General features: G+C 68.5%; 15 protein-coding genes. 10 read left to right on the top strand and 5 right to left on the bottom strand.

From position 1 onward, the window contains the following. Window positions 1-28 precede the first annotated feature (28 nt). A complete protein-coding gene (locus GGR66_RS13015) occupies window positions 29-835 on the bottom strand; it encodes an SDR family oxidoreductase (RefSeq protein WP_184448527.1) in 807 nt (268 codons plus the stop codon). 725 nt (window positions 836-1560) lie between these two features. Between GGR66_RS13015 and GGR66_RS13010 the strand changes: the two genes are divergently transcribed. Then, window positions 1561-2559 (top strand): LLM class flavin-dependent oxidoreductase, encoded by a 999-nt coding sequence (locus tag GGR66_RS13010; RefSeq protein WP_160964957.1) that lies wholly within the window; start codon window positions 1561-1563, stop codon window positions 2557-2559. 145 nt (window positions 2560-2704) lie between these two features. Continuing rightward, the gene (locus GGR66_RS13005) at window positions 2705-2947 is read left to right on the top strand and encodes a hypothetical protein (protein WP_255421689.1); all 243 of its coding nucleotides are present in this window, start codon (window positions 2705-2707) and stop codon (window positions 2945-2947) included. A 37-nt stretch (window positions 2948-2984) separates the two neighbouring features. On the opposite strand, the gene GGR66_RS13000 is transcribed toward GGR66_RS13005, so the two are convergent. Further along, window positions 2985-3647, bottom strand: a complete 663-nt coding sequence (locus tag GGR66_RS13000; RefSeq protein WP_184448526.1) for an exopolysaccharide biosynthesis protein — start codon at window positions 3645-3647, stop codon at window positions 2985-2987. After that, entirely contained in the window at window positions 3631-4974 is a 1344-nt protein-coding gene (locus GGR66_RS12995) for a hemolysin family protein (protein WP_160964951.1), read from the bottom strand. The genes GGR66_RS13000 and GGR66_RS12995 overlap by 17 nt, the downstream gene beginning before the upstream one ends. Window positions 4975-5232: 258 nt before the next feature. On the opposite strand from GGR66_RS12995, the gene GGR66_RS12990 reads away from it, so the two are divergent. Both GGR66_RS12990 and GGR66_RS12985 read left to right on the top strand, forming a co-directional pair. Further along, entirely contained in the window at window positions 5233-5859 is a 627-nt protein-coding gene (locus GGR66_RS12990) for a DUF47 family protein (protein ID WP_160964949.1), read from the top strand. A gap of 85 nt (window positions 5860-5944) precedes the next feature. Further along, window positions 5945-7066 carry an inorganic phosphate transporter gene (locus GGR66_RS12985; protein ID WP_184448525.1) on the top strand — a complete coding sequence of 374 codons (1122 nt, stop codon included), beginning with the start codon at window positions 5945-5947 and terminating at the stop codon, window positions 7064-7066. 98 nt (window positions 7067-7164) lie between these two features. Here the strand turns inward: GGR66_RS12985 and GGR66_RS12980 are convergent, their stop codons facing one another. After that, window positions 7165-8667 carry a S10 family peptidase gene (locus GGR66_RS12980; RefSeq protein ID WP_184448524.1) on the bottom strand — a complete coding sequence of 501 codons (1503 nt, stop codon included), beginning with the start codon at window positions 8665-8667 and terminating at the stop codon, window positions 7165-7167. A 157-nt stretch (window positions 8668-8824) separates the two neighbouring features. Between GGR66_RS12980 and GGR66_RS12975 the strand changes: the two genes are divergently transcribed. Continuing rightward, window positions 8825-9643: a CDP-diacylglycerol diphosphatase gene (locus GGR66_RS12975; RefSeq protein ID WP_255421688.1), complete on the top strand. Its 819-nt coding sequence runs from the start codon at window positions 8825-8827 to the stop codon at window positions 9641-9643. 176 nt (window positions 9644-9819) lie between these two features. On the opposite strand, the gene parE is transcribed toward GGR66_RS12975, so the two are convergent. Next, window positions 9820-11709 (bottom strand): DNA topoisomerase IV subunit B, encoded by a 1890-nt coding sequence (gene parE / locus GGR66_RS12970; protein WP_160964943.1) that lies wholly within the window; start codon window positions 11707-11709, stop codon window positions 9820-9822. 165 nt (window positions 11710-11874) lie between these two features. Between parE and GGR66_RS12965 the strand changes: the two genes are divergently transcribed. The 5 genes from GGR66_RS12965 to eno all read left to right on the top strand — a co-directional run bounded on the left by GGR66_RS12965 (window position 11875) and on the right by eno (window position 16878). Further along, window positions 11875-12129 carry a hypothetical protein gene (locus tag GGR66_RS12965; protein WP_010343426.1) on the top strand — a complete coding sequence of 85 codons (255 nt, stop codon included), beginning with the start codon at window positions 11875-11877 and terminating at the stop codon, window positions 12127-12129. Window positions 12130-12266: 137 nt separating this feature from the next. Continuing rightward, window positions 12267-13931, top strand: coding sequence for a CTP synthase (locus GGR66_RS12960; protein ID WP_019799956.1), 1665 nt, complete (start codon window positions 12267-12269; stop codon window positions 13929-13931). Window positions 13932-14237: 306 nt separating this feature from the next. Next, window positions 14238-15068 carry a 3-deoxy-8-phosphooctulonate synthase gene (kdsA, locus tag GGR66_RS12955; RefSeq protein ID WP_160964941.1) on the top strand — a complete coding sequence of 277 codons (831 nt, stop codon included), beginning with the start codon at window positions 14238-14240 and terminating at the stop codon, window positions 15066-15068. A 76-nt stretch (window positions 15069-15144) separates the two neighbouring features. Then, on the top strand, window positions 15145-15498 hold the full coding sequence (locus GGR66_RS12950) for a hypothetical protein (protein WP_237475226.1): 354 nt from the start codon (window positions 15145-15147) through the stop codon (window positions 15496-15498). An 87-nt stretch (window positions 15499-15585) separates the two neighbouring features. Beyond that, on the top strand, window positions 15586-16878 hold the full coding sequence (gene eno, locus GGR66_RS12945) for a phosphopyruvate hydratase (RefSeq protein ID WP_184448523.1): 1293 nt from the start codon (window positions 15586-15588) through the stop codon (window positions 16876-16878). The last annotated feature ends 2 nt before the right edge of the window (window positions 16879-16880 follow it).

The raw sequence follows: 16880 nt of genomic DNA, 5'->3' as shown, positions 1-16880 counted from the left end.
CTTTAGCGACTCCCCAATCCCCACGCCGTCAGGCGTACTGCATCTTCCGCGTCATCCCACCATCGACCACGAACTCCTGGCCGGTGATGAAGCCGGCCTGTGCCGACAGCAGATAGACCGCCAGCGCGCCGATGTCCGGCGGCGTGCCGACCCGCCCGGCCGGGTGTTGCGCATGATCCTGCCGCGACAGTTTGGGCGTGCGTCGCGCGTTCGGCTTGCGCCAGGCGTCGGTGGCGATCCAGCCGGGGCTGATGCAGTTGACCCGTACTGCCGGCCCGGCGCTGATCGCCAGTGCGTGGGTGAAGGCCACCAGTCCGCCCTTGGACGCGGCGTAGGCCTCGGTGTCCGGTTCGGACTGCTGCGCGCGGGTGGAGGCGATGTTGACGATGGCGCCGCCGTCGCGGCTGTCGCGCAGCGCCGGCAGGGCGTGCTTGCTGCACAGGAACGCGCCGCCCAGGCTCGCCCCGAGCCGTCGGTTCCATTCGCGCAGCGACAGCCGCTCCAGCGGTCCGGTGTGCGGATCGGCGATGCCGGCGTTGTTGACCAGCCCGTCGATGCGACCGAACCGGGCCAACGCGGCATCGATGAAGCGGCGCACGCTGGCTTCGGCGGCCACGTCGACGCGGCGGAACAGCAGGCGTTCGCCGGCATCCAGTTCGGCCACACAGGCGCGCCCGGCATCGGCGTCGAGATCGCCGAACACGACCTTGCCGCCAGCGCCCAGCACTGCCTGCACCACGCCGCGGCCGATGCCCTGGGCGCCGCCGGTGACCAGCACCACACGGTCGCGCAAGGGCAAAGCGGGGACAGGGGCGGGCGGCGGAATCAGCGACATGGCAGCGACCAGGCGAGGGCGGGGGCGCCAGCGTAGCCAGCGCGCCGTGCAACCCGTGTGGTAGCGCGGTAATGCAAGCAGCCAACGCCCCTCTCCCCCCGGGAGAGGAGTTGGGGCGAGGGTACGGAGCGCGCAGCGCTCGAGCGGGTCTGGCGATGCGAAGCTTCGCCCGTACCCTCATCCGCCCCTGCGGGGCACCTTCTCCCGAGGGGAGAAGGGAAGAGCCAAAGCCCCTCTCCCCCCGGGAGAGGGGTTGGGGTGAGGGTGCGGAGCGCGCAGCGCTCGAGCGGGTCTGGCGATGCGAGGCTTCGCCCGTACCCTCATCCGCCCCTGCGGGGCACCTTCCCCCGAAAAGGGGGCCATGGTCCCGAGGGGAGAAGGGAGGCGCCAAAGCCCCTCTCCCCCCGGGAGAGGGGTTGGGGTGAGGGTACGGAGCGCGCAGCGCTCGAGCGGGTTTGGCGATGCGAGGCTTCGCCCGTACCCTCATCCGCCCCTGCGGGGCACTTTCCCCCGAAAAGGGGGCCATGGTCCCGAGGGGAGAAGGGAGACGCCAAAGCCCCTCTCCCGCCGGGAGAGGGGTTGGGGGTGAGGGTACGGCCGCCAGCCAAGCATCCTGCCTCATCCACACCCACACCCAGCGCAAATCAGCGTTCCGGTCGCGACCGCTGCAATCGGCGGCCGGCGTCCCCACCTCGATCGCATCGCCTGCAGGAAACCGCCTCACCATGATGCCGATCTCCATCCTCGACCTGGCCCCGGTCTGCGAAGGCAGCGACACCGCCGGCGCCTTCGCCAACATGCTGGACCTGGCCCAGCACGCCGAACGCTGGGGCTACCACCGGTACTGGCTGGCCGAGCATCACAATATGCCCGGCATCGCCAGCGCCGCCACCGCGGTGCTGATCGGACATGTGGCCGGCGGCACCAAGCGCATCCGCGTCGGCGCCGGCGGCATCATGCTGCCCAACCACGCGCCGCTGCAGGTGGCCGAACAGTTCGGCACCCTGGCCTCGCTGTATCCCGGCCGCATCGACCTGGGCCTGGGCCGCGCGCCCGGTACCGACCAGGCAACCGCGCGCGCGTTGCGCCGCTACTTCGACAGCGCCGACCAGTTCCCGCACGACGTCGCCGAACTGCTGCGCTATTTCGAACCGGCGGTGGACGGGCAACTGGTGCGCGCCGTGCCGGGCGCCGGCATCGAGGTGCCGGTGTGGCTGCTCGGCTCCAGTCTGTTCAGCGCGCGCCTGGCCGCGGCGATGGGGCTGCCGTTCGCCTTCGCCTCGCATTTCGCCCCGGACGCGATGGACGAGGCGCTGGCGGTGTATCGCCGCGAGTTCCGTGCCTCGGCGCGGCTGCAGGCACCGTATGCGGTGCTGGCCTTGAACGTGGTGGCCGCCGCGTCCACGGCCGAGGCGCGGCGCCTGTTCACCACCCAGCAGCAGAGCTTCGTCAACCTGCGCCGCGGCCGCCCCGGATTGATTCCGCCGCCGATCGACGACATCGAGGCATTCTGGGCACCGCACGAGAAGGCGGGCGTGGAACGCGCGCTGGCCTGCACCGTGCTCGGCGATGCCGATACGGTCGCGCAGGGCCTGTCCGACTTCGTCGCGCGGCACCGTCCGGACGAGTTGCTGTTGACCGCGAACATCCACGATCACGCCGCGCGCTTGCGCTCGTTCCAATTGGCGGCGGACGCATGGACGCAGGTCGCTGCGGCCGCCTGATGCGCGCGTCTGCGCGCGTGTCTACGAGCGCAGACACACTCCCGCGAGGAGTGCTGGATTTGCATTGATATGCATCACATCATGTGCGGGTTTCACGAGCTCTTGATTTTCCCGGGTATGTCATCGGTCCACGTCGCGCATCAGCGTGGCGCTCGGCCCGAAAACATGGCCGGACAACGACGTAGAACAGGGGGCAGTAATGAACGCACAGCATCCGAAGGCGCCGGTGCATGAGTGCGGGCTGGAAGCAGCCTTGCAACAGATGAGCAAGTATCTGGAGCGCGCGCGCAGCCGCGCGACCGAGCGTACGACGCAGGCCACATCGCCGCGTCCGTCGCATATGCGCAACGTGTTCGCCAGCGATGCAGAACTGTCGCTGGTGAGGTGAGGCAGGCAAGCGGACCATCGCCGCTGCCGTCGCGCGATCAGCGCAGCTTCTGCATCCACTCCCGGCCCAGGTCGACCACCTGGTCCGAGGCCAATCCCAGACTCAGCGCCACGGCGATGCTGCCCAGCCACGAAAGCAGCATCAACCCACCGTCGCGCTCCAGCAACGCCAGCGCGAACAGCAGCAGCATCGCGCCGAAGGCGTAGTTGGTGAACGGGATCGGCAGCGACAGCAGGATTCCCAGCACGATCAGCAACAGCCCGCTGAAGGCGCGCGCCGGCAGCGTGTCGACCAGCACCGACAGGCGTGGCTTGAGCAGCCGGTCCAGGCGTCGCAGCCACGGCGCGATGCGGCCCACGAAGCGCTGCATGGTGCGGCGGCGCGGCCCGCGCTCGCCGATGAAGCGTGGCAGCCACGGCTTGCGCAGCCCGATCAACATCTGAAGGCCGATCAGCGTCACCAGCGGCCCGCTGATGCCGCCGGCCAGGCCCGGCACCGGCAGGAACGCCGGCAGGATCGCCACGAACAGGAACACGCCGAACGCGCTCTGCTGCAGGTCGGCGAGGATCAGCCGCAGCCGCAGGTGCTCCTCGGGATCGCCGAGGACGAAGGTGTCGAGCAGGGTGCGGATGCCCTCGGCGCTGTAGCCGTGGTCGCGCTCGTGCGGCTCGCCACCGGGTACGTCACCCGGTGATGTCATCGCTGTTCTCGTCCTGCAGCTTGCGCAGCAGCAGCTTGTCCACGCGCGCGCCGTCCAGGTCGACGATCTCGATGCGCCAGCCGGCCCAGTCGAAGAACTCGCCGGCGTGCGGGATGCGCCCGAAGTAGTAGATGCACAGGCCGGCCAGGGTGTTGTAGTCGCCTTCCTCGGCGCTGGGCAGTTCGGCGCCGCCCAGCAGTTCGCGCAGGTCCTCGATGGCCAGCGAGCCGTCGATCAGCAGCGAGCCGTCGGCGCGGGTCACCACCAGCGCGTCCTCGTCGGCGTTGTCGGCCGACTGCAGGCGGCCGACCACCGCGCCCATCAGGTCGCTGATCGTCACCAGGCCCTGGATCTCGCCGTATTCGTCCACCACCAGCGCCATCGACTGCTGCTCCTCGCGGAAGATCTCCAGCAGCTTCATCGCGTGGGTGGATTCGGACACGAACAAGGTGTCGCGCAGGCTCTGGAACAGCTGGGTGGCGTCGCCGTCCATGCGCGTGACCAGGGATTTCACCTCCAGCACGCCGGCGATGTCCTGGTCGCTGCCGCGGTACACCGGGTAGCGCGAGAACTCGTGCTCGCGCATGGTCTGGAAGTTGCGCTGCGGCTCGGCGTTGGCGTCGAGCCAGGCGATGCGGTTGCGCGGGGTCATCAGGCTGTCGGCGGTACGGTCGCCCAGGCGCATGACCCGGTTCATCATGTCGCGCTCGTGCGCGTCGATCACGCCGGCCTCGTGGCTCTCGGCCACCATCATGCGGATCTCCTCTTCGGTCACCGAGGCCGATTGCTCCTTGCCCAGGCCGAACAGGCGCAGCACCAGCCGGGTCGAGCGCGACAGCACCCACACGAACGGCGCGGCAATCCAGGCCAGCCAGCCCATGGGCACCGCGACGAAGCTGGCGATGGTTTCCGAACGGGTCAGCGCCAGGCGTTTGGGTACCAGTTCGCCGAAGATCAGCGTCATGAAGGTGATCAGCACGATCGCCAGGGTCTTGCCGATCAGCGCCGACCAGGGCTGCGGATCGCCGAACAGGGTGAAGTTGGCTGCCAGCGCCGGGAACAGCGCCTGCAACTTGGTCGCGATCGCCACGCCGATGGCCTCGCCGCCGAACACACCGGTCAGGATGCCGATCGCGGTGATGCCGATCTGCACGGTGGACAGGAAGTGCTCGGGGTTCTCGGCCAGCGCCAGCGCCTTGGCCGCACGCGTGCTGGACTGGGCCATCTGCTTCAGCCGGCTCTTGCGCGAGGTCATCAGCGACATCTCGGACATCGCGAAGAAACCGTTCAGCAGCACCAGGGCTGCCACGATCAATAGTTCAAGCATGCGCGCGCTCCTTGGCGCCAAGGAAAGCGGGGACATGGGCGCCGTTGCGGCGCGGGGGAGGGGGGCTAGGGTGGTCGTCCATAGGGTGCACCCACGAAGGGCGCGGCTGGGATGGTAACAAACCCCGCAGGGCGCCGCTTCCACGCCGCGCCCACGCCCGCAGCCCCTGTAACCGGCCGCGACTACCCGCAGGTGTCAGCAAACAGTCATAATTCCGCCCCAGTGCCGTCCTTCCCGCGACGGCGGGAAGCGCGTTGCATGTTTTCGTTGCAGACCATCTTCGGTTCCGGCAAGCAGTTCTACACCCTGCTCGACGAGGCGGCGCAGGCCGCCTACGACAGCACCAAGGCCCTGCACGCGATGATGCGCGAGTCCGACCGGCAGCCGGCGCTGGACGGCTTCAAGCTGGCGCGCCTGCGCGAGCGTGCGGCCTCCGACAAGATCGGCCAGGCGCTGGTGGACAGCTTCATGACCCCGATCGAGCGCGAGGACATCGAGGCGCTGGGCTCGGCGCTGTACAAGATTCCCAAGCAGGTGGAGAAGTTCGCCGATCGCTACTCGCTGGCGATCCAGCACCTGGAGCACATCGACTTCGCGCCGCGTGCGGCGATGCTGGAGCAGGCCGCGGCGGTGGTGGTGGACATGGTCCACGACCTGCGCAACATGAATCTTGACCGGATGAGCGCGCTCAACGACAAGCTGCGCTCGCTGGAGAACGAGGCCGACCGGCTGATGCTGGAGCTGTACCGCGACATCTACTCCGGGCGCCTGGACAACCTGCAGATGTTCCTGCTCAAGGAGTTCTTCGAAATCCTGGAGAAGGCCATCGACCGCTGCCGCGAGGCCGGCGTGGTGGTCTACCAGATCGTACTGAAGAACTCCTGATGGACGCGTTGCGGAGTTGCTGCCTGCGCGGCCGCGGCGCCCTGCGCGCGCCGGCTGTCGCCGTCCCGTGCGCGGAGGCGCGCCGATGCTGACCCTGGTCCTGATCGTGATCCTGGCCGCGCTGGTGTTCGAGTTCATCAACGGCTTCCACGACACCGCCAACTCGATCGCCACGGTGGTCGCCACCAAGGTGCTCAGCCCCGGCTGGGCGGTAATGCTGGCCGCGGCGATGAACCTGGTCGGCGCGCTGACCGGCACCGCGGTGGCGATGACCATCGCCTCCGGTCTGCTCAACACCGACGTGGTCGCGGTGACTCCGCAGGTGGTGCTGTGCGCGCTGCTCGGCGGCATCGTCTGGAACCTGATCACCTGGTGGAAGGGCCTGCCTTCCTCGTCCTCGCACGCGCTGATCGGCGGGCTGTGCGGCGCCGGCCTGGCTGCCGCGCACAACAACTGGGGCGCGCTGATCTGGTCGCAGAACGTCGGCGACTGGGCCAAGAACAAGGGCCTGCTGTGGAAGGTGTTCGTGCCGATGGTGACCTCGCCGATCGCCGGCTTCCTGCTCGGCATCGCGGTGATGCTGTTGCTGTGGGCGGCGATCGCCGGCCTGGCGAAGCTGGGCGGCCGACTCGGGCGGCTGGCGCGGCCGCGCTGGGTCAACGCCTTCTTCGGCAAGGCGCAGATCGCCTCGGCCGCATACATGGGCTACGCGCACGGCCACAACGACGCGCAAAAGACCATGGGCATCATCGCCATGACCCTGGTCGGCGCGCAGAGCACCGGCGCCCTGGACGAGCTGCCGTCGTGGCTGGGGTTCCTGCATCCGAGCTCCAGTCAGGGGCAGGGCATCGCCACCTGGATCGTGCTGACCTGCGCGGTGGTGATGGCCGCCGGCACCGCCTCCGGCGGCTGGAAGATCATCAAGACCCTGGGCCACAAGATGGTCAAGCTGCACCCGATCCACGGTTTCGCCGCGGAGACCAGCTCGGCCACGATCCTGACCCTGGCCGCGCACTTCGGCATGCCGGTGTCCACCACCCACAGCATCTCCACCGCGATCATGGGCGTGGGCTTCGCCAAGAACCCGCGCTCGCTGCGCTTCGGCGTCATCGAACGCATCGTCTGGGCCTGGATCCTGACCATTCCGGCCGCTGCCGGCGTGGCGTACCTGATTTTCCGGGGATTTGCGCTGTTCGGTTGGACGTGAGGGATTGGGGAGTCGGGATTAGGGATTCGTAGAAGCAGGTCCGGCGCGCGCCGGAAGCCCGCTCTTGCCAATCCCGAATCCCTAATGGCCAATCCCCGCTAGTTGGCCCGATACATCGCCATCACGTCCTGGCGCAGCGCGCGCTGGCTGTCGGCGCGGTTGTAGAACATGTGGCCGCCGGGGTAGTTCTTGACCTGCACGCGGGTCGGGTCGTTGCCCATCACCGGCATCTGGTCCACGGTCAGCACCGAGCCCATGAACGGGCACGACAGGTCGTTCCAGCCGTGCACGATCAGCACCCGCAGTTTCGGGTCGATCGCCACCGACTGGCGCAGTTCGGTCACCGAGCCCTTGCGCAGTTCGTCGTCCCAGTCCCACAGCCGGTTCACGTCGTAGTTCAGCGCCTGGTAGCGGGCGTCGACCTTCCAGCCGACCACGCGGGTCACGAAATCGACCATCGCGGTGGTGGTGGGGGCGATGATGCTGTCCAGCAGCGGGTCGTTGGCGCGCTGCTCGGGGGCGTTGGGGAACGGGTCGAAGGCGGTGACGTTGGAGTCGTAGCGGCTGCCCAGTTCGCCCTTGTCGCGGAACACTTCGCGCAGATAGGCCTGGGTCTCCAGGCGGCCGCCGGCGCGGCGCACGAAGGCCGGATCCAGGCCGGTCATCGCGGTCACCTGCTGGATCATGCGGGTGGTGCCGGCCGGGTCGGAACGCCCGCGCAGCAGCGCGGTGACGTAATCGCCGCGGGTGTAGTCGATCACCTGGCGCATCGCCTCCGGGGTCAGCTTGCCCTCGCGCTCCAGGCGCGCGGCCGCGATCGAGGGCAGGGTCAGCATCCACGGCAGCGGCGAGACGTCGCCATTGTCGTCCAGGGTCGGGTTCAGATACGGCGAGACCAGCACCACGCCGTTCATCGCCACGCCCAGCTTGGTCTGCAGGTAGTGGGTGATGCGCGGGCCGCGGAAGCCGCCGTAGCTTTCGCCGACCAGATACTTGCGCGATTGCAGGCGCTGGTTCTTCAGCAGCCAGTCGTAGATGGTGCGCGAGAGGTATTCGATGTCGGCCTGCGGATTGTAGAACTGCTTCTTGGCCTGCTCGTCGGGCACGCGCGAGCGGCTGAAGCCGGTCCCGACCGGATCGATGAACACCAGGTCGGTGAAGTCCAGCCAGGTGCCGGGGTTGTCGCGCAGTTGCGCCGGCGCCGAGGCGCTGTCGCCCTCGCTGCCGAACGCCACCACCTTCGGCCCGATCGCGCCCAGGTTGAGATACACCGAGGCCGCGCCAGGGCCGCCGTTGAGCGCAAAGGTGACCGGGCGGTCCTTGCCGTCCATGGTGTAGGCGGTATAGACCACGTCGGCGACGACCTTGCCCTGCTTGTCCTTCACCGGCAGCGTGCCGACCTTGACCGCGTAGCGCAGCGTGCGGCCGTCGAGCTGGATGGATTGGCTGGTCTGCGCGTCGGCCGGCAGCGGCGCCGGTTCGGTGGCGGCGGGCTTGTCGGCCTTGTCGGCGTTCGCCGCATCGGCCTCGGCGGCCAGCGCCGCGGTCATCGGCGTCGCGGCCAGCAGCATGGCCAGCAGCACGGAGGGGAAGGTCGGCACGGGCGGTCGCTCGCAGTGAGGGAGCCGGCATGCTAGGCCGCGGCGCGGCGTGCGCGGATGTGCACAAAGGCATGGTCGCCGGCGGCGCGGACGCGCCATGCCGGTTCATCGGCGCTGGCTACAATCGCCGGTTCGTCCCGTGTCCGGTCCGCTGCGCATGCCTGTCCTTCGTTCACGCCTGCCGCTGTGCCTGTTCCTGGCGGCGTTGCTGGCCGGCTGCGCCAGCATGCCATCGCCGCCGCCCGTGGCCGATTCGCCAGCGGCGCACGATCCGCATGCCCACGATCGCCAGCGCCTGTGGCGGCTGCTGAGCACGCGCTGCCTGCCGCAGGCGCGCGCCGGCGCCGATCCGGCGCCATGCAGCGAGGTGCATGCCGACCCCGGTCAGCGCTACGCCCTGATGAAGGATCTGCACGGCGCCTACCAGTACCTGCTGATTCCGACCGTGCCGGTCAGCGGGATCGAGGATCCGCGCGCGCGTTCCGCCGCTGCGCCGAACTGGCTGGGCCTGGCCTGGCAGGCGCGGAGTCGGGTCGCCGATGCGCTGGGCCGGCCGCTGCCGCACGACCTGGCCAGCCTGACGATCAATCCGCCGTCGGCGCGCTCGCAGGACCAGTTGCACATCCACATCGACTGCCTGGCGCCGCAGGTGCGCGATCAGTTGCAGGCAATGCGGGCCTCGATCGGCCCGGCGTGGGCGCCGCTGCCGCGGCCGCTGCACGGCCACGCCTATCGCGCGATGCGCGTGGAGGGCGAGGAACTGGATGCGAATCCGCTGACGCTGCTGGCGCGTAACCTGCCGCCGCAGCAGCGCATGGCGCAGCAGACCCTGGCGGTGGTCGGAGCGGATTTCGATGGCCGCCCCGGCTTTGTGCTGCTCGCGGCCACTGCACGTCCCGGCGACGGGGTCGGTGCGGAGGAACTGCAGGATCACGAATGCACGGGCGTGGTGCCGGCGGTGCCTGCGCACGGTTGAGCCCCCGGTGGCGGTCGATCGCCGGTTGCCTGACTAACAGGCGTGCTGGTGCGAAAGCTTCGCTGCCGCCGCCTGTCGTAGGAGCGGCTTCAGCCGCGACCCGGCGTTGTCGGGAAAGCCCTGTCGCGGCTGAAGCCGCTCCTACGACGGAGGCGAGCGGTGGCGCCTGCAGCCGCTCAGACCTCCAGCGACGCCAGGTCGCCCTTGGTCTCCAGCCACTGCTTGCGGTCGCCGGCGCGCTTCTTGGCCAGCAGCATGTCCATCAGCGAGCTGGTCTGGTCGCCGTCGTCCACGGTCAGTTGCACCAGGCGCCGGGTGTCCGGGTGGATGGTGGATTCGCGCAGCTGCTGCGGATTCATCTCGCCCAGGCCCTTGAAGCGGGTCACGCTGACCTGGCCCTTGATCTTCTCGCGCTGGATCTTGTCCAGCAGCGAGCGCTTCTCTTCCTCGTCCAGCGCGTAGAACACCTGCTTGCCCACATCCACGCGGAACAGTGGCGGCATCGCCACGAACACGTGGCCAGCGCGCACCAGGGCGGGGAAGTGGCGCAGGAACAGCGCGGTCAGCAGGGTCGCGATGTGCAGGCCGTCGGAGTCGGCGTCGGCCAGGATCACCACCTTGCCGTAGCGCAGGCCGTCGATCTCCTCCTTGCCTGGGTCGCAGCCGATCGCGATCGCCAGGTTGTGCACTTCCTCCGAGGCCAGCACGCTGCCGGAGGCCACTTCCCAGGTATTGAGGATCTTGCCGCGCAGCGGCAGGATCGCCTGGAAATCCTTGTCGCGGGCCTGCTTGGCGCTGCCGCCTGCCGAGTCGCCCTCGACCAGGAACAGTTCGGTACGCGACAGGTCCTGGCTGATGCAGTCGGCCAGCTTGCCCGGCAGCGCCGGACCCTGGGTGACCTTCTTGCGCACGATCTGCTTCTCGGTCTTCAGCCGCGCGCTGGCGCGATCGATGGCGATCTGCGCGATGCGCGTACCGGTCTCCACGTTCTGGTTCAGCCACAGGCTGAAGGCATCGTGCGCGGCGCCTTCGATGAAGCCGGCGGCCTGGCGGGAGGACAGGCGTTCCTTGGTCTGGCCGCTGAACTGCGGGTCGGTCATCTTCAGCGACAGCACGAACGCGACGCGGTCCCACACGTCTTCCGGCGCCAGCTTCACGCCGCGCGGCAGCAGATTGCGGAAATCGCAGAACTCGCGCAGCGCGTCGGTGAGGCCGCTGCGCAGGCCGTTGACGTGGGTGCCGTGCTGCGCGGTGGGGATCAGGTTGACGTAGCTTTCCTGCACCAGCTCGCCTTCCACCACCCAGGCCACCGCCCAGTCGACGATCTCGCGGTCCTTCTTCAGGCTGCCGACGAACAGCTCGGCCGGCAGCAGTTCGCGCTCGGCGAGTTCGCCGCGCAGGTAGTCGCGCAGGCCGTCCTCGAAGTACCAGGTGTCCTGCTCGCCGGTGGCTTCGTCGTGCAGCTTGACCGTCAGGCCGGGACACAGCACCGCCTTGGCGCGCAGCAGGTGGCGCAGCGCGCGCACCGCGAACTTCGGCGTGTCGAAATACTTCGGGTCCGGCCAGAAGCGCAGCCGGGTGCCGGTGTTCTTCTTGCCGACGCTGCCGACGATCTCCAGCTTGGAGGCAGGGTGGCCGTCGGCGAAGGCCATGCGGTACTCGTTGCCTTCGCGCTTGATGAACAGTTCCACCCGATTGGACAGCGCATTGACCACGCTGACGCCGACGCCGTGCAGACCGCCGCTGAAGGTGTAGTTGCGGTCGCTGAACTTGCCGCCGGCGTGCAGCCGGGTGAGGATCAGTTCGACGCCGGAGATCTTCTCTTCCGGGTGGATGTCCACCGGCATGCCGCGGCCGTCGTCGGACACCTCGCAACTGCCGTCCTTGTACAGCGTCACCTCGATGTGCCGGGCGTGGCCGGCCAGCGCCTCGTCCACGGCGTTGTCGATGACTTCCTGCGCCAGATGGTTTGGCCGTGCGGTGTCGGTGTACATGCCGGGCCGGCGCTTGACCGGGTCCAGGCCAGAGAGAACTTCGATGTCGGCGGCGTTGTAGCGGGTATTCATGCGTCTCAGCAGGTGGCGCGAAGCAGATCCGGAAGTGTGCGGTCTGCGGCGGTTTTTTGCACGTCGCCGGTGTTCAGGGCGGGTGCGGCGGCACCGCGCTACGCTGGCCCTGGAAAAACCGCGACGTCGCCCACATCTTCGTCGCATGTCCCAAAGGAGTCCGCCATGAACGTTCGCAAGCTGTTGACCCTGGCCGCCCTGGTCGCCGCCGCGGTGGCCGTGCCGGTCGCGATGGCCCAGGCGCAGAGCGCCGACCCGGCCGCCTCCGGTGCTGCCGCCTACGAGGCGCAGGTCGCCAAGGAAAAGGCCGAGGCCGACGCCAAGGCCAAGCGCCGCGCCGCCGCGGCCGCCGAGCACAAGGCCGGCAAGGATGCGGCCGCGCCGAAGAAGGAAGAGGAAGAGGAAGCGCGCAAGCCCTGAGCCTGCGCACGGTTTCCTGCACACGACGCCCCGGTCGCCCGGGGCGTCGCTTTTTTGTGGGGCGGCTGTTGCGCGAAAGCGCTTGGGCAAATCCGCTTCACCCGTTAAACTATGGCTTTCCGGGAGGCCTTTGAGCCATGACCCCCCTGATCTTCGTTACCGGCGGCGTAGTGTCCTCGCTTGGCAAGGGCATCGCGGCCGCTTCGCTTGCGTCCATTCTCGAAGCACGTGGCCTGTCGGTCACGATGATGAAGCTGGACCCCTACATCAACGTCGACCCGGGCACGATGAGCCCGTTCCAGCACGGCGAGGTGTACGTCACCGACGACGGCGCCGAAACCGACCTGGACCTGGGGCATTACGAGCGCTTCGTGCGCACGCGGCTGTCGCGCAAGAATTCGGTCACCACCGGGCGCATCTACGAGAACGTGATCCGCAAGGAGCGCCGCGGCGACTACCTCGGCGCCACCGTGCAGGTGATTCCGCACATCACCGACGAGATCCGTCGCTGCGTGGATGAAGCCACCGCCGGCTACGACGTGGCCCTGGTCGAGATCGGCGGCACCGTCGGCGACATCGAGTCGTTGCCGTTCCTGGAGGCGATCCGCCAGGTGCGTACCGAGCGCGGCGCCGAGAAGGCCATGTTCATGCACCTGACCCTGGTGCCGTACATCGCCGCGGCCGGCGAGCTGAAGACCAAGCCGACCCAGCATTCGGTCAAGGAACTGCGCTCGATCGGCATCCAGCCGGACGTGCTGCTGTGCCGCTCGGAGCAGGCGATCCCGGATTCGGAGCGGCGCAAGATCGCGCTGTTCACCAACGTCTCCGAGCGCGCGGTGATCAGCGCCGCCGACATCGACGTGCTCTACGGCATGCCGCTGGAACTGCACCGGCAGGGCCTGGACGAGATCGTCATCGAGCAGTTCAAGCTGCGCGACAAGGTCGGCGCGGCCAACCTGTCGGAGTGGGAAGCGGTGGTCGACGCGATCAAGCATCCGCTCGACGAGGTCACCATCGCCGTGGTCGGCAAATACGTGGACCATCAGGACGCCTACAAGTCGGTCGGTGAGGCGCTCAAGCACGGCGGCCTGCGCCAGCGCACCAAGGTCAACCTGAAGTGGCTGGAAGCGCAGGACCTGGAAGGCAGCGACATGGCGGCGCTGGCCGACGTGGACGGCATTCTGGTGCCGGGCGGCTTCGGCGACCGCGGCTTCGAAGGCAAGGTGCTGACCTCGCGCTACGCGCGCCAGCATGGCGTGCCGTACTTCGGCATCTGCTACGGCATGCAGGCGGCGGTGGTCGATTATGCGCGGCATGTCGCCGGACTGGATGCGGCCAACAGCACCGAGAACGACCGGCAGTCGCCGTACCCGGTGATCGGCCTGATCACCGAATGGCGCACCGCCAGCGGCGATGTCGAAAAGCGCGACGAGAAGTCCGACCTTGGCGGCACCATGCGCCTGGGCCTGCAGGAGCAGCGGCTCAAGCCGGGCACGCTGGCGCGCGAGTTGTATGGCAAGGACGTGGTGGCCGAGCGTCATCGCCACCGCTACGAGTTCAACAACCGCTACCGCACCCAGCTGGAGGACGCCGGCCTGGTGATTGCCGCCAAGTCGATGGACGACACCCTGGTGGAGATGGTGGAGCTGCCGCGCGAGACGCATCCGTGGTTCCTGGCCTGCCAGGCGCACCCGGAGTTCCTTTCCACGCCGCGCGATGGCCACCCGCTGTTCATCGGCTTCGTCCGCGCTGCGCGCGAGCGCAAGGCTGGCGGCAAGCTGCTGAAGGAAGCGCGCGCGTAACTTCCTTCTCCCTTCGGGAGAAGGTGGCGCGCAGCGCCGGATGAGGGTGCGGGCGAAGCTTCGTGTAGTTTCAGTTCCCTGGGCGTCGCACGCACCCCACCCCAACCCCTCTCCCGGCGGGAGAGGGGCTCGATTCCATGAGGCTTCGCTCGGACCCTCACCCCAACCCCTCTCCCGGTGGGAGAGGGGCTTGATTCCAGGGGCTTCGTCCGGACTCTCACCCCGACCCCCTGCCGATGGCAGAGGGGAGTAATCTCGCCCCAATCTCGCGCCCGGCTGGGCGTCGCTCAACCGATAGGTGATCCAATGAAACTGTGTGGCTTCGACGTTGGCCTGGACCAGCCGCTGTTCCTGATCGCCGGCCCGTGCGTGATCGAGTCGATGCAGCTGCAGCTCGACGTCGCCGGCAGGCTCAAGGAGATCACCGGCCGGCTGGGCATCAACTTCATCTTCAAGTCCAGCTTCGACAAGGCCAACCGCACCTCCGGCACCAGCTTCCGCGGCCCGGGCCTGGAAGAAGGGCTGAAGGTGCTGGAGGCGGTGAAGACGCAGATCGGCGTGCCGGTGCTGACCGACGTGCACGAGTACACGCCGATGCACGAGGTGGCGGCGGTGGTGGACGTGCTGCAGACCCCGGCGTTCCTGGTGCGACAGACCGATTTCATCAAGAACGTGTGCGCCGCCGGCAAGCCGGTCAACATCAAGAAGGGCCAGTTCCTGTCGCCGTGGGACATGAAGCCGGTGGTGGACAAGGCCAAGTCCACCGGCAACGAGCAGATCATGGTCTGCGAGCGCGGCGCCAGCTTCGGCTACAACAACCTGGTCAGCGACATGCGCTCGCTGAGCGTGATGCGCGAGACCGGCTGCCCGGTGGTGTTCGACGCTACCCATTCGGTGCAGTTGCCGGGCGGGCAGGGCGGCACTTCCGGTGGCCAGCGCGAGTTCGTGCCGGTGCTGGCGCGCGCGGCGGTGGCCGTGGGCGTGGCCGGCCTGTTCGCCGAGACCCACCCTGATCCGTCCAAGGCGCTGTCCGATGGCCCCAACGCGTGGCCGCTGGACCAGATGGAAGCGTTGCTGGAAACGCTGATGGAATTGGACGCGGTCACCAAGAAGCACGGGTTCTCGCGCTTCGCGTGAGACCCCGGTTGCAGCCGCGGCATCCGTGCGACGCCTGGCGGGAAGTGTCCTGCCGGACGCGTCCTGGCGCAGTGGGATGCAGGTGAACCCGCGCGGCCAGATCCGCTCCCGCTCCTGGGGGCTGTGTGCTTTGCTGCTGTCGCTGCTGGCCTGGGCGGCGTTGGGCGTGGTGCTGTTCGCGTTCAGGCGCGCGATCGGCGCGCCCGGCGACGGCGATCACGGCATCCTGGCCATGCAGCCCTGGATCGTCGGCGGCCTGCTGGTGCTGGCGGTCGCCGCGCTCGGCACCCTGATCGCCGCCGCACTGGGCTGGGCGCTGCGGCGCGGCCGCGTCCTGGCCGGTATTGCCGCCGGCCTGCTGCTGGCGATGCTGGTCCTGATCCTGTTGTTCCTCGGCGGGATCCCGCTGGGCGCGGTGCGCCTCGGCTGAGGCGGCATTTGGCAAGCAACGGGCGGCCGGGGATAATCAGTCGGCATTCGTTTCCGCCCCCTCTTCCTACAGGTAACCGGCCCGCCCATGAGTACGATCCGCAGCATCCACGCCCGTGAAATCCTCGACAGCCGCGGCAATCCCACGCTGGAAGCCGATGTCATCCTGGAGGACGGTTCGTTCGGTCGTGCCGCGGTGCCCTCGGGCGCGTCCACCGGCACCAAGGAAGCGGTCGAGCTGCGCGACGGCGACAAGACCCGTTACCTGGGCAAGGGCGTGCGCAAGGCGGTGGAGAACGTCAACACCACCATCGCCGGCGCGCTGAAAGGCTTCGACGCCGCCGACCAGCAGGGCCTGGACCGCCGCCTGATCGACCTGGACGGCACCGAGAACAAGGGCCGCCTCGGCGCCAACGCGCTGCTCGGCGTCTCGCTGGCCAACGCACACGCTATTGCCGCCTCGCGCAAGCAGCCGCTGTGGCAGTCGCTGGCCTCGGGCAATACCGCCAACCTGGCGCTGCCGGTGCCGATGATGAACATCATCAACGGCGGTGCGCATGCCGACAACAACGTCGATTTCCAGGAATTCATGGTGCTGCCGGTCGGCGCCGCCTCGTTCTCCGAAGCGCTGCGCGCCGGCACCGAGATCTTCCACGCGCTGAAGTCGGTGCTGAAGGGCCACGGCCTGTCCACTGCGGTCGGCGACGAAGGCGGCTTCGCCCCGGACTTCCGCAGCAACGTCGAAGCGCTGGATACCATCCTGGAAGCGATCGGCAAGGCCGGCTACACCGCCGGTGAGGACGTGCTGCTGGGCCTGGACGTGGCCTCCAGCGAGTTCTACGACAACGGCAAGTACCACCTGGTGGGCGAGGGCAAGCGCCTGACCAGCGAGCAGTTCGTCGACTTCCTCGCCGACTGGGCCGCGCAGTACCCGATCGTCAGCATCGAGGACGGCCTGGCCGAGGACGACTGGGCCGGCTGGAAGCTGCTCACCGACCGGATCGGCAGCAAGGTGCAACTGGTCGGCGACGACCTGTTCGTGACCAACCCGAAGATCTTCAAGCAGGGCATCGAGTCCGGCACCGCCAACGCGATCCTGATCAAGGTCAACCAGATCGGCACCCTGACCGAGACCCTGGAAGCCATCGCCATGGCCGACAAGGCCGGCTACGCGGCCATCGTCTCGCACCGTTCCGGCGAGACCGAGGACACCACCATCGCCGACATCGCCGTGGCCACCACCGCCACCCAGATCAAGACCGGCTCGCTGTGCCGCAGCGATCGCGTGGCCAAGTACAACCAGCTGCTGCGCATCGAGGAAGCGCTCGGCAGCGCCGCGCGCTACGCGGGGCGTGACGCGTTCGTCTCGCTCAAGCGATAAGC

This window comes from Xanthomonas sp. 3498 (assembly GCF_014199795.1).
Classification (GTDB): domain Bacteria; phylum Pseudomonadota; class Gammaproteobacteria; order Xanthomonadales; family Xanthomonadaceae; genus Xanthomonas_A; species Xanthomonas_A rydalmerensis.
This window is presented reverse-complemented; position numbering and strand designations above follow the sequence as displayed.

Coding starts and splice junctions, on each gene's coding strand:
- GGR66_RS12990 (WP_160964949.1), top strand. CDS start 5,233: ATGTTTTCGTTGCAGACCATCTTCGGTTCCGGCAAGCAGTTCTACACC.
- GGR66_RS12960 (WP_019799956.1), top strand. CDS start 12,267: ATGACCCCCCTGATCTTCGTTACCGGCGGCGTAGTGTCCTCGCTTGGC.
- GGR66_RS13000 (WP_184448526.1), bottom strand. CDS start 3,647: ATGACATCACCGGGTGACGTACCCGGTGGCGAGCCGCACGAGCGCGAC.
- GGR66_RS12985 (WP_184448525.1), top strand. CDS start 5,945: ATGCTGACCCTGGTCCTGATCGTGATCCTGGCCGCGCTGGTGTTCGAG.
- GGR66_RS13015 (WP_184448527.1), bottom strand. CDS start 835: ATGTCGCTGATTCCGCCGCCCGCCCCTGTCCCCGCTTTGCCCTTGCGC.
- eno (WP_184448523.1), top strand. CDS start 15,586: ATGAGTACGATCCGCAGCATCCACGCCCGTGAAATCCTCGACAGCCGC.
- GGR66_RS12950 (WP_237475226.1), top strand. CDS start 15,145: ATGCAGGTGAACCCGCGCGGCCAGATCCGCTCCCGCTCCTGGGGGCTG.
- GGR66_RS12995 (WP_160964951.1), bottom strand. CDS start 4,974: ATGCTTGAACTATTGATCGTGGCAGCCCTGGTGCTGCTGAACGGTTTC.
- GGR66_RS12965 (WP_010343426.1), top strand. CDS start 11,875: ATGAACGTTCGCAAGCTGTTGACCCTGGCCGCCCTGGTCGCCGCCGCG.
- parE (WP_160964943.1), bottom strand. CDS start 11,709: ATGAATACCCGCTACAACGCCGCCGACATCGAAGTTCTCTCTGGCCTG.
- GGR66_RS13010 (WP_160964957.1), top strand. CDS start 1,561: ATGATGCCGATCTCCATCCTCGACCTGGCCCCGGTCTGCGAAGGCAGC.
- GGR66_RS12975 (WP_255421688.1), top strand. CDS start 8,825: ATGCCTGTCCTTCGTTCACGCCTGCCGCTGTGCCTGTTCCTGGCGGCG.
- kdsA (WP_160964941.1), top strand. CDS start 14,238: ATGAAACTGTGTGGCTTCGACGTTGGCCTGGACCAGCCGCTGTTCCTG.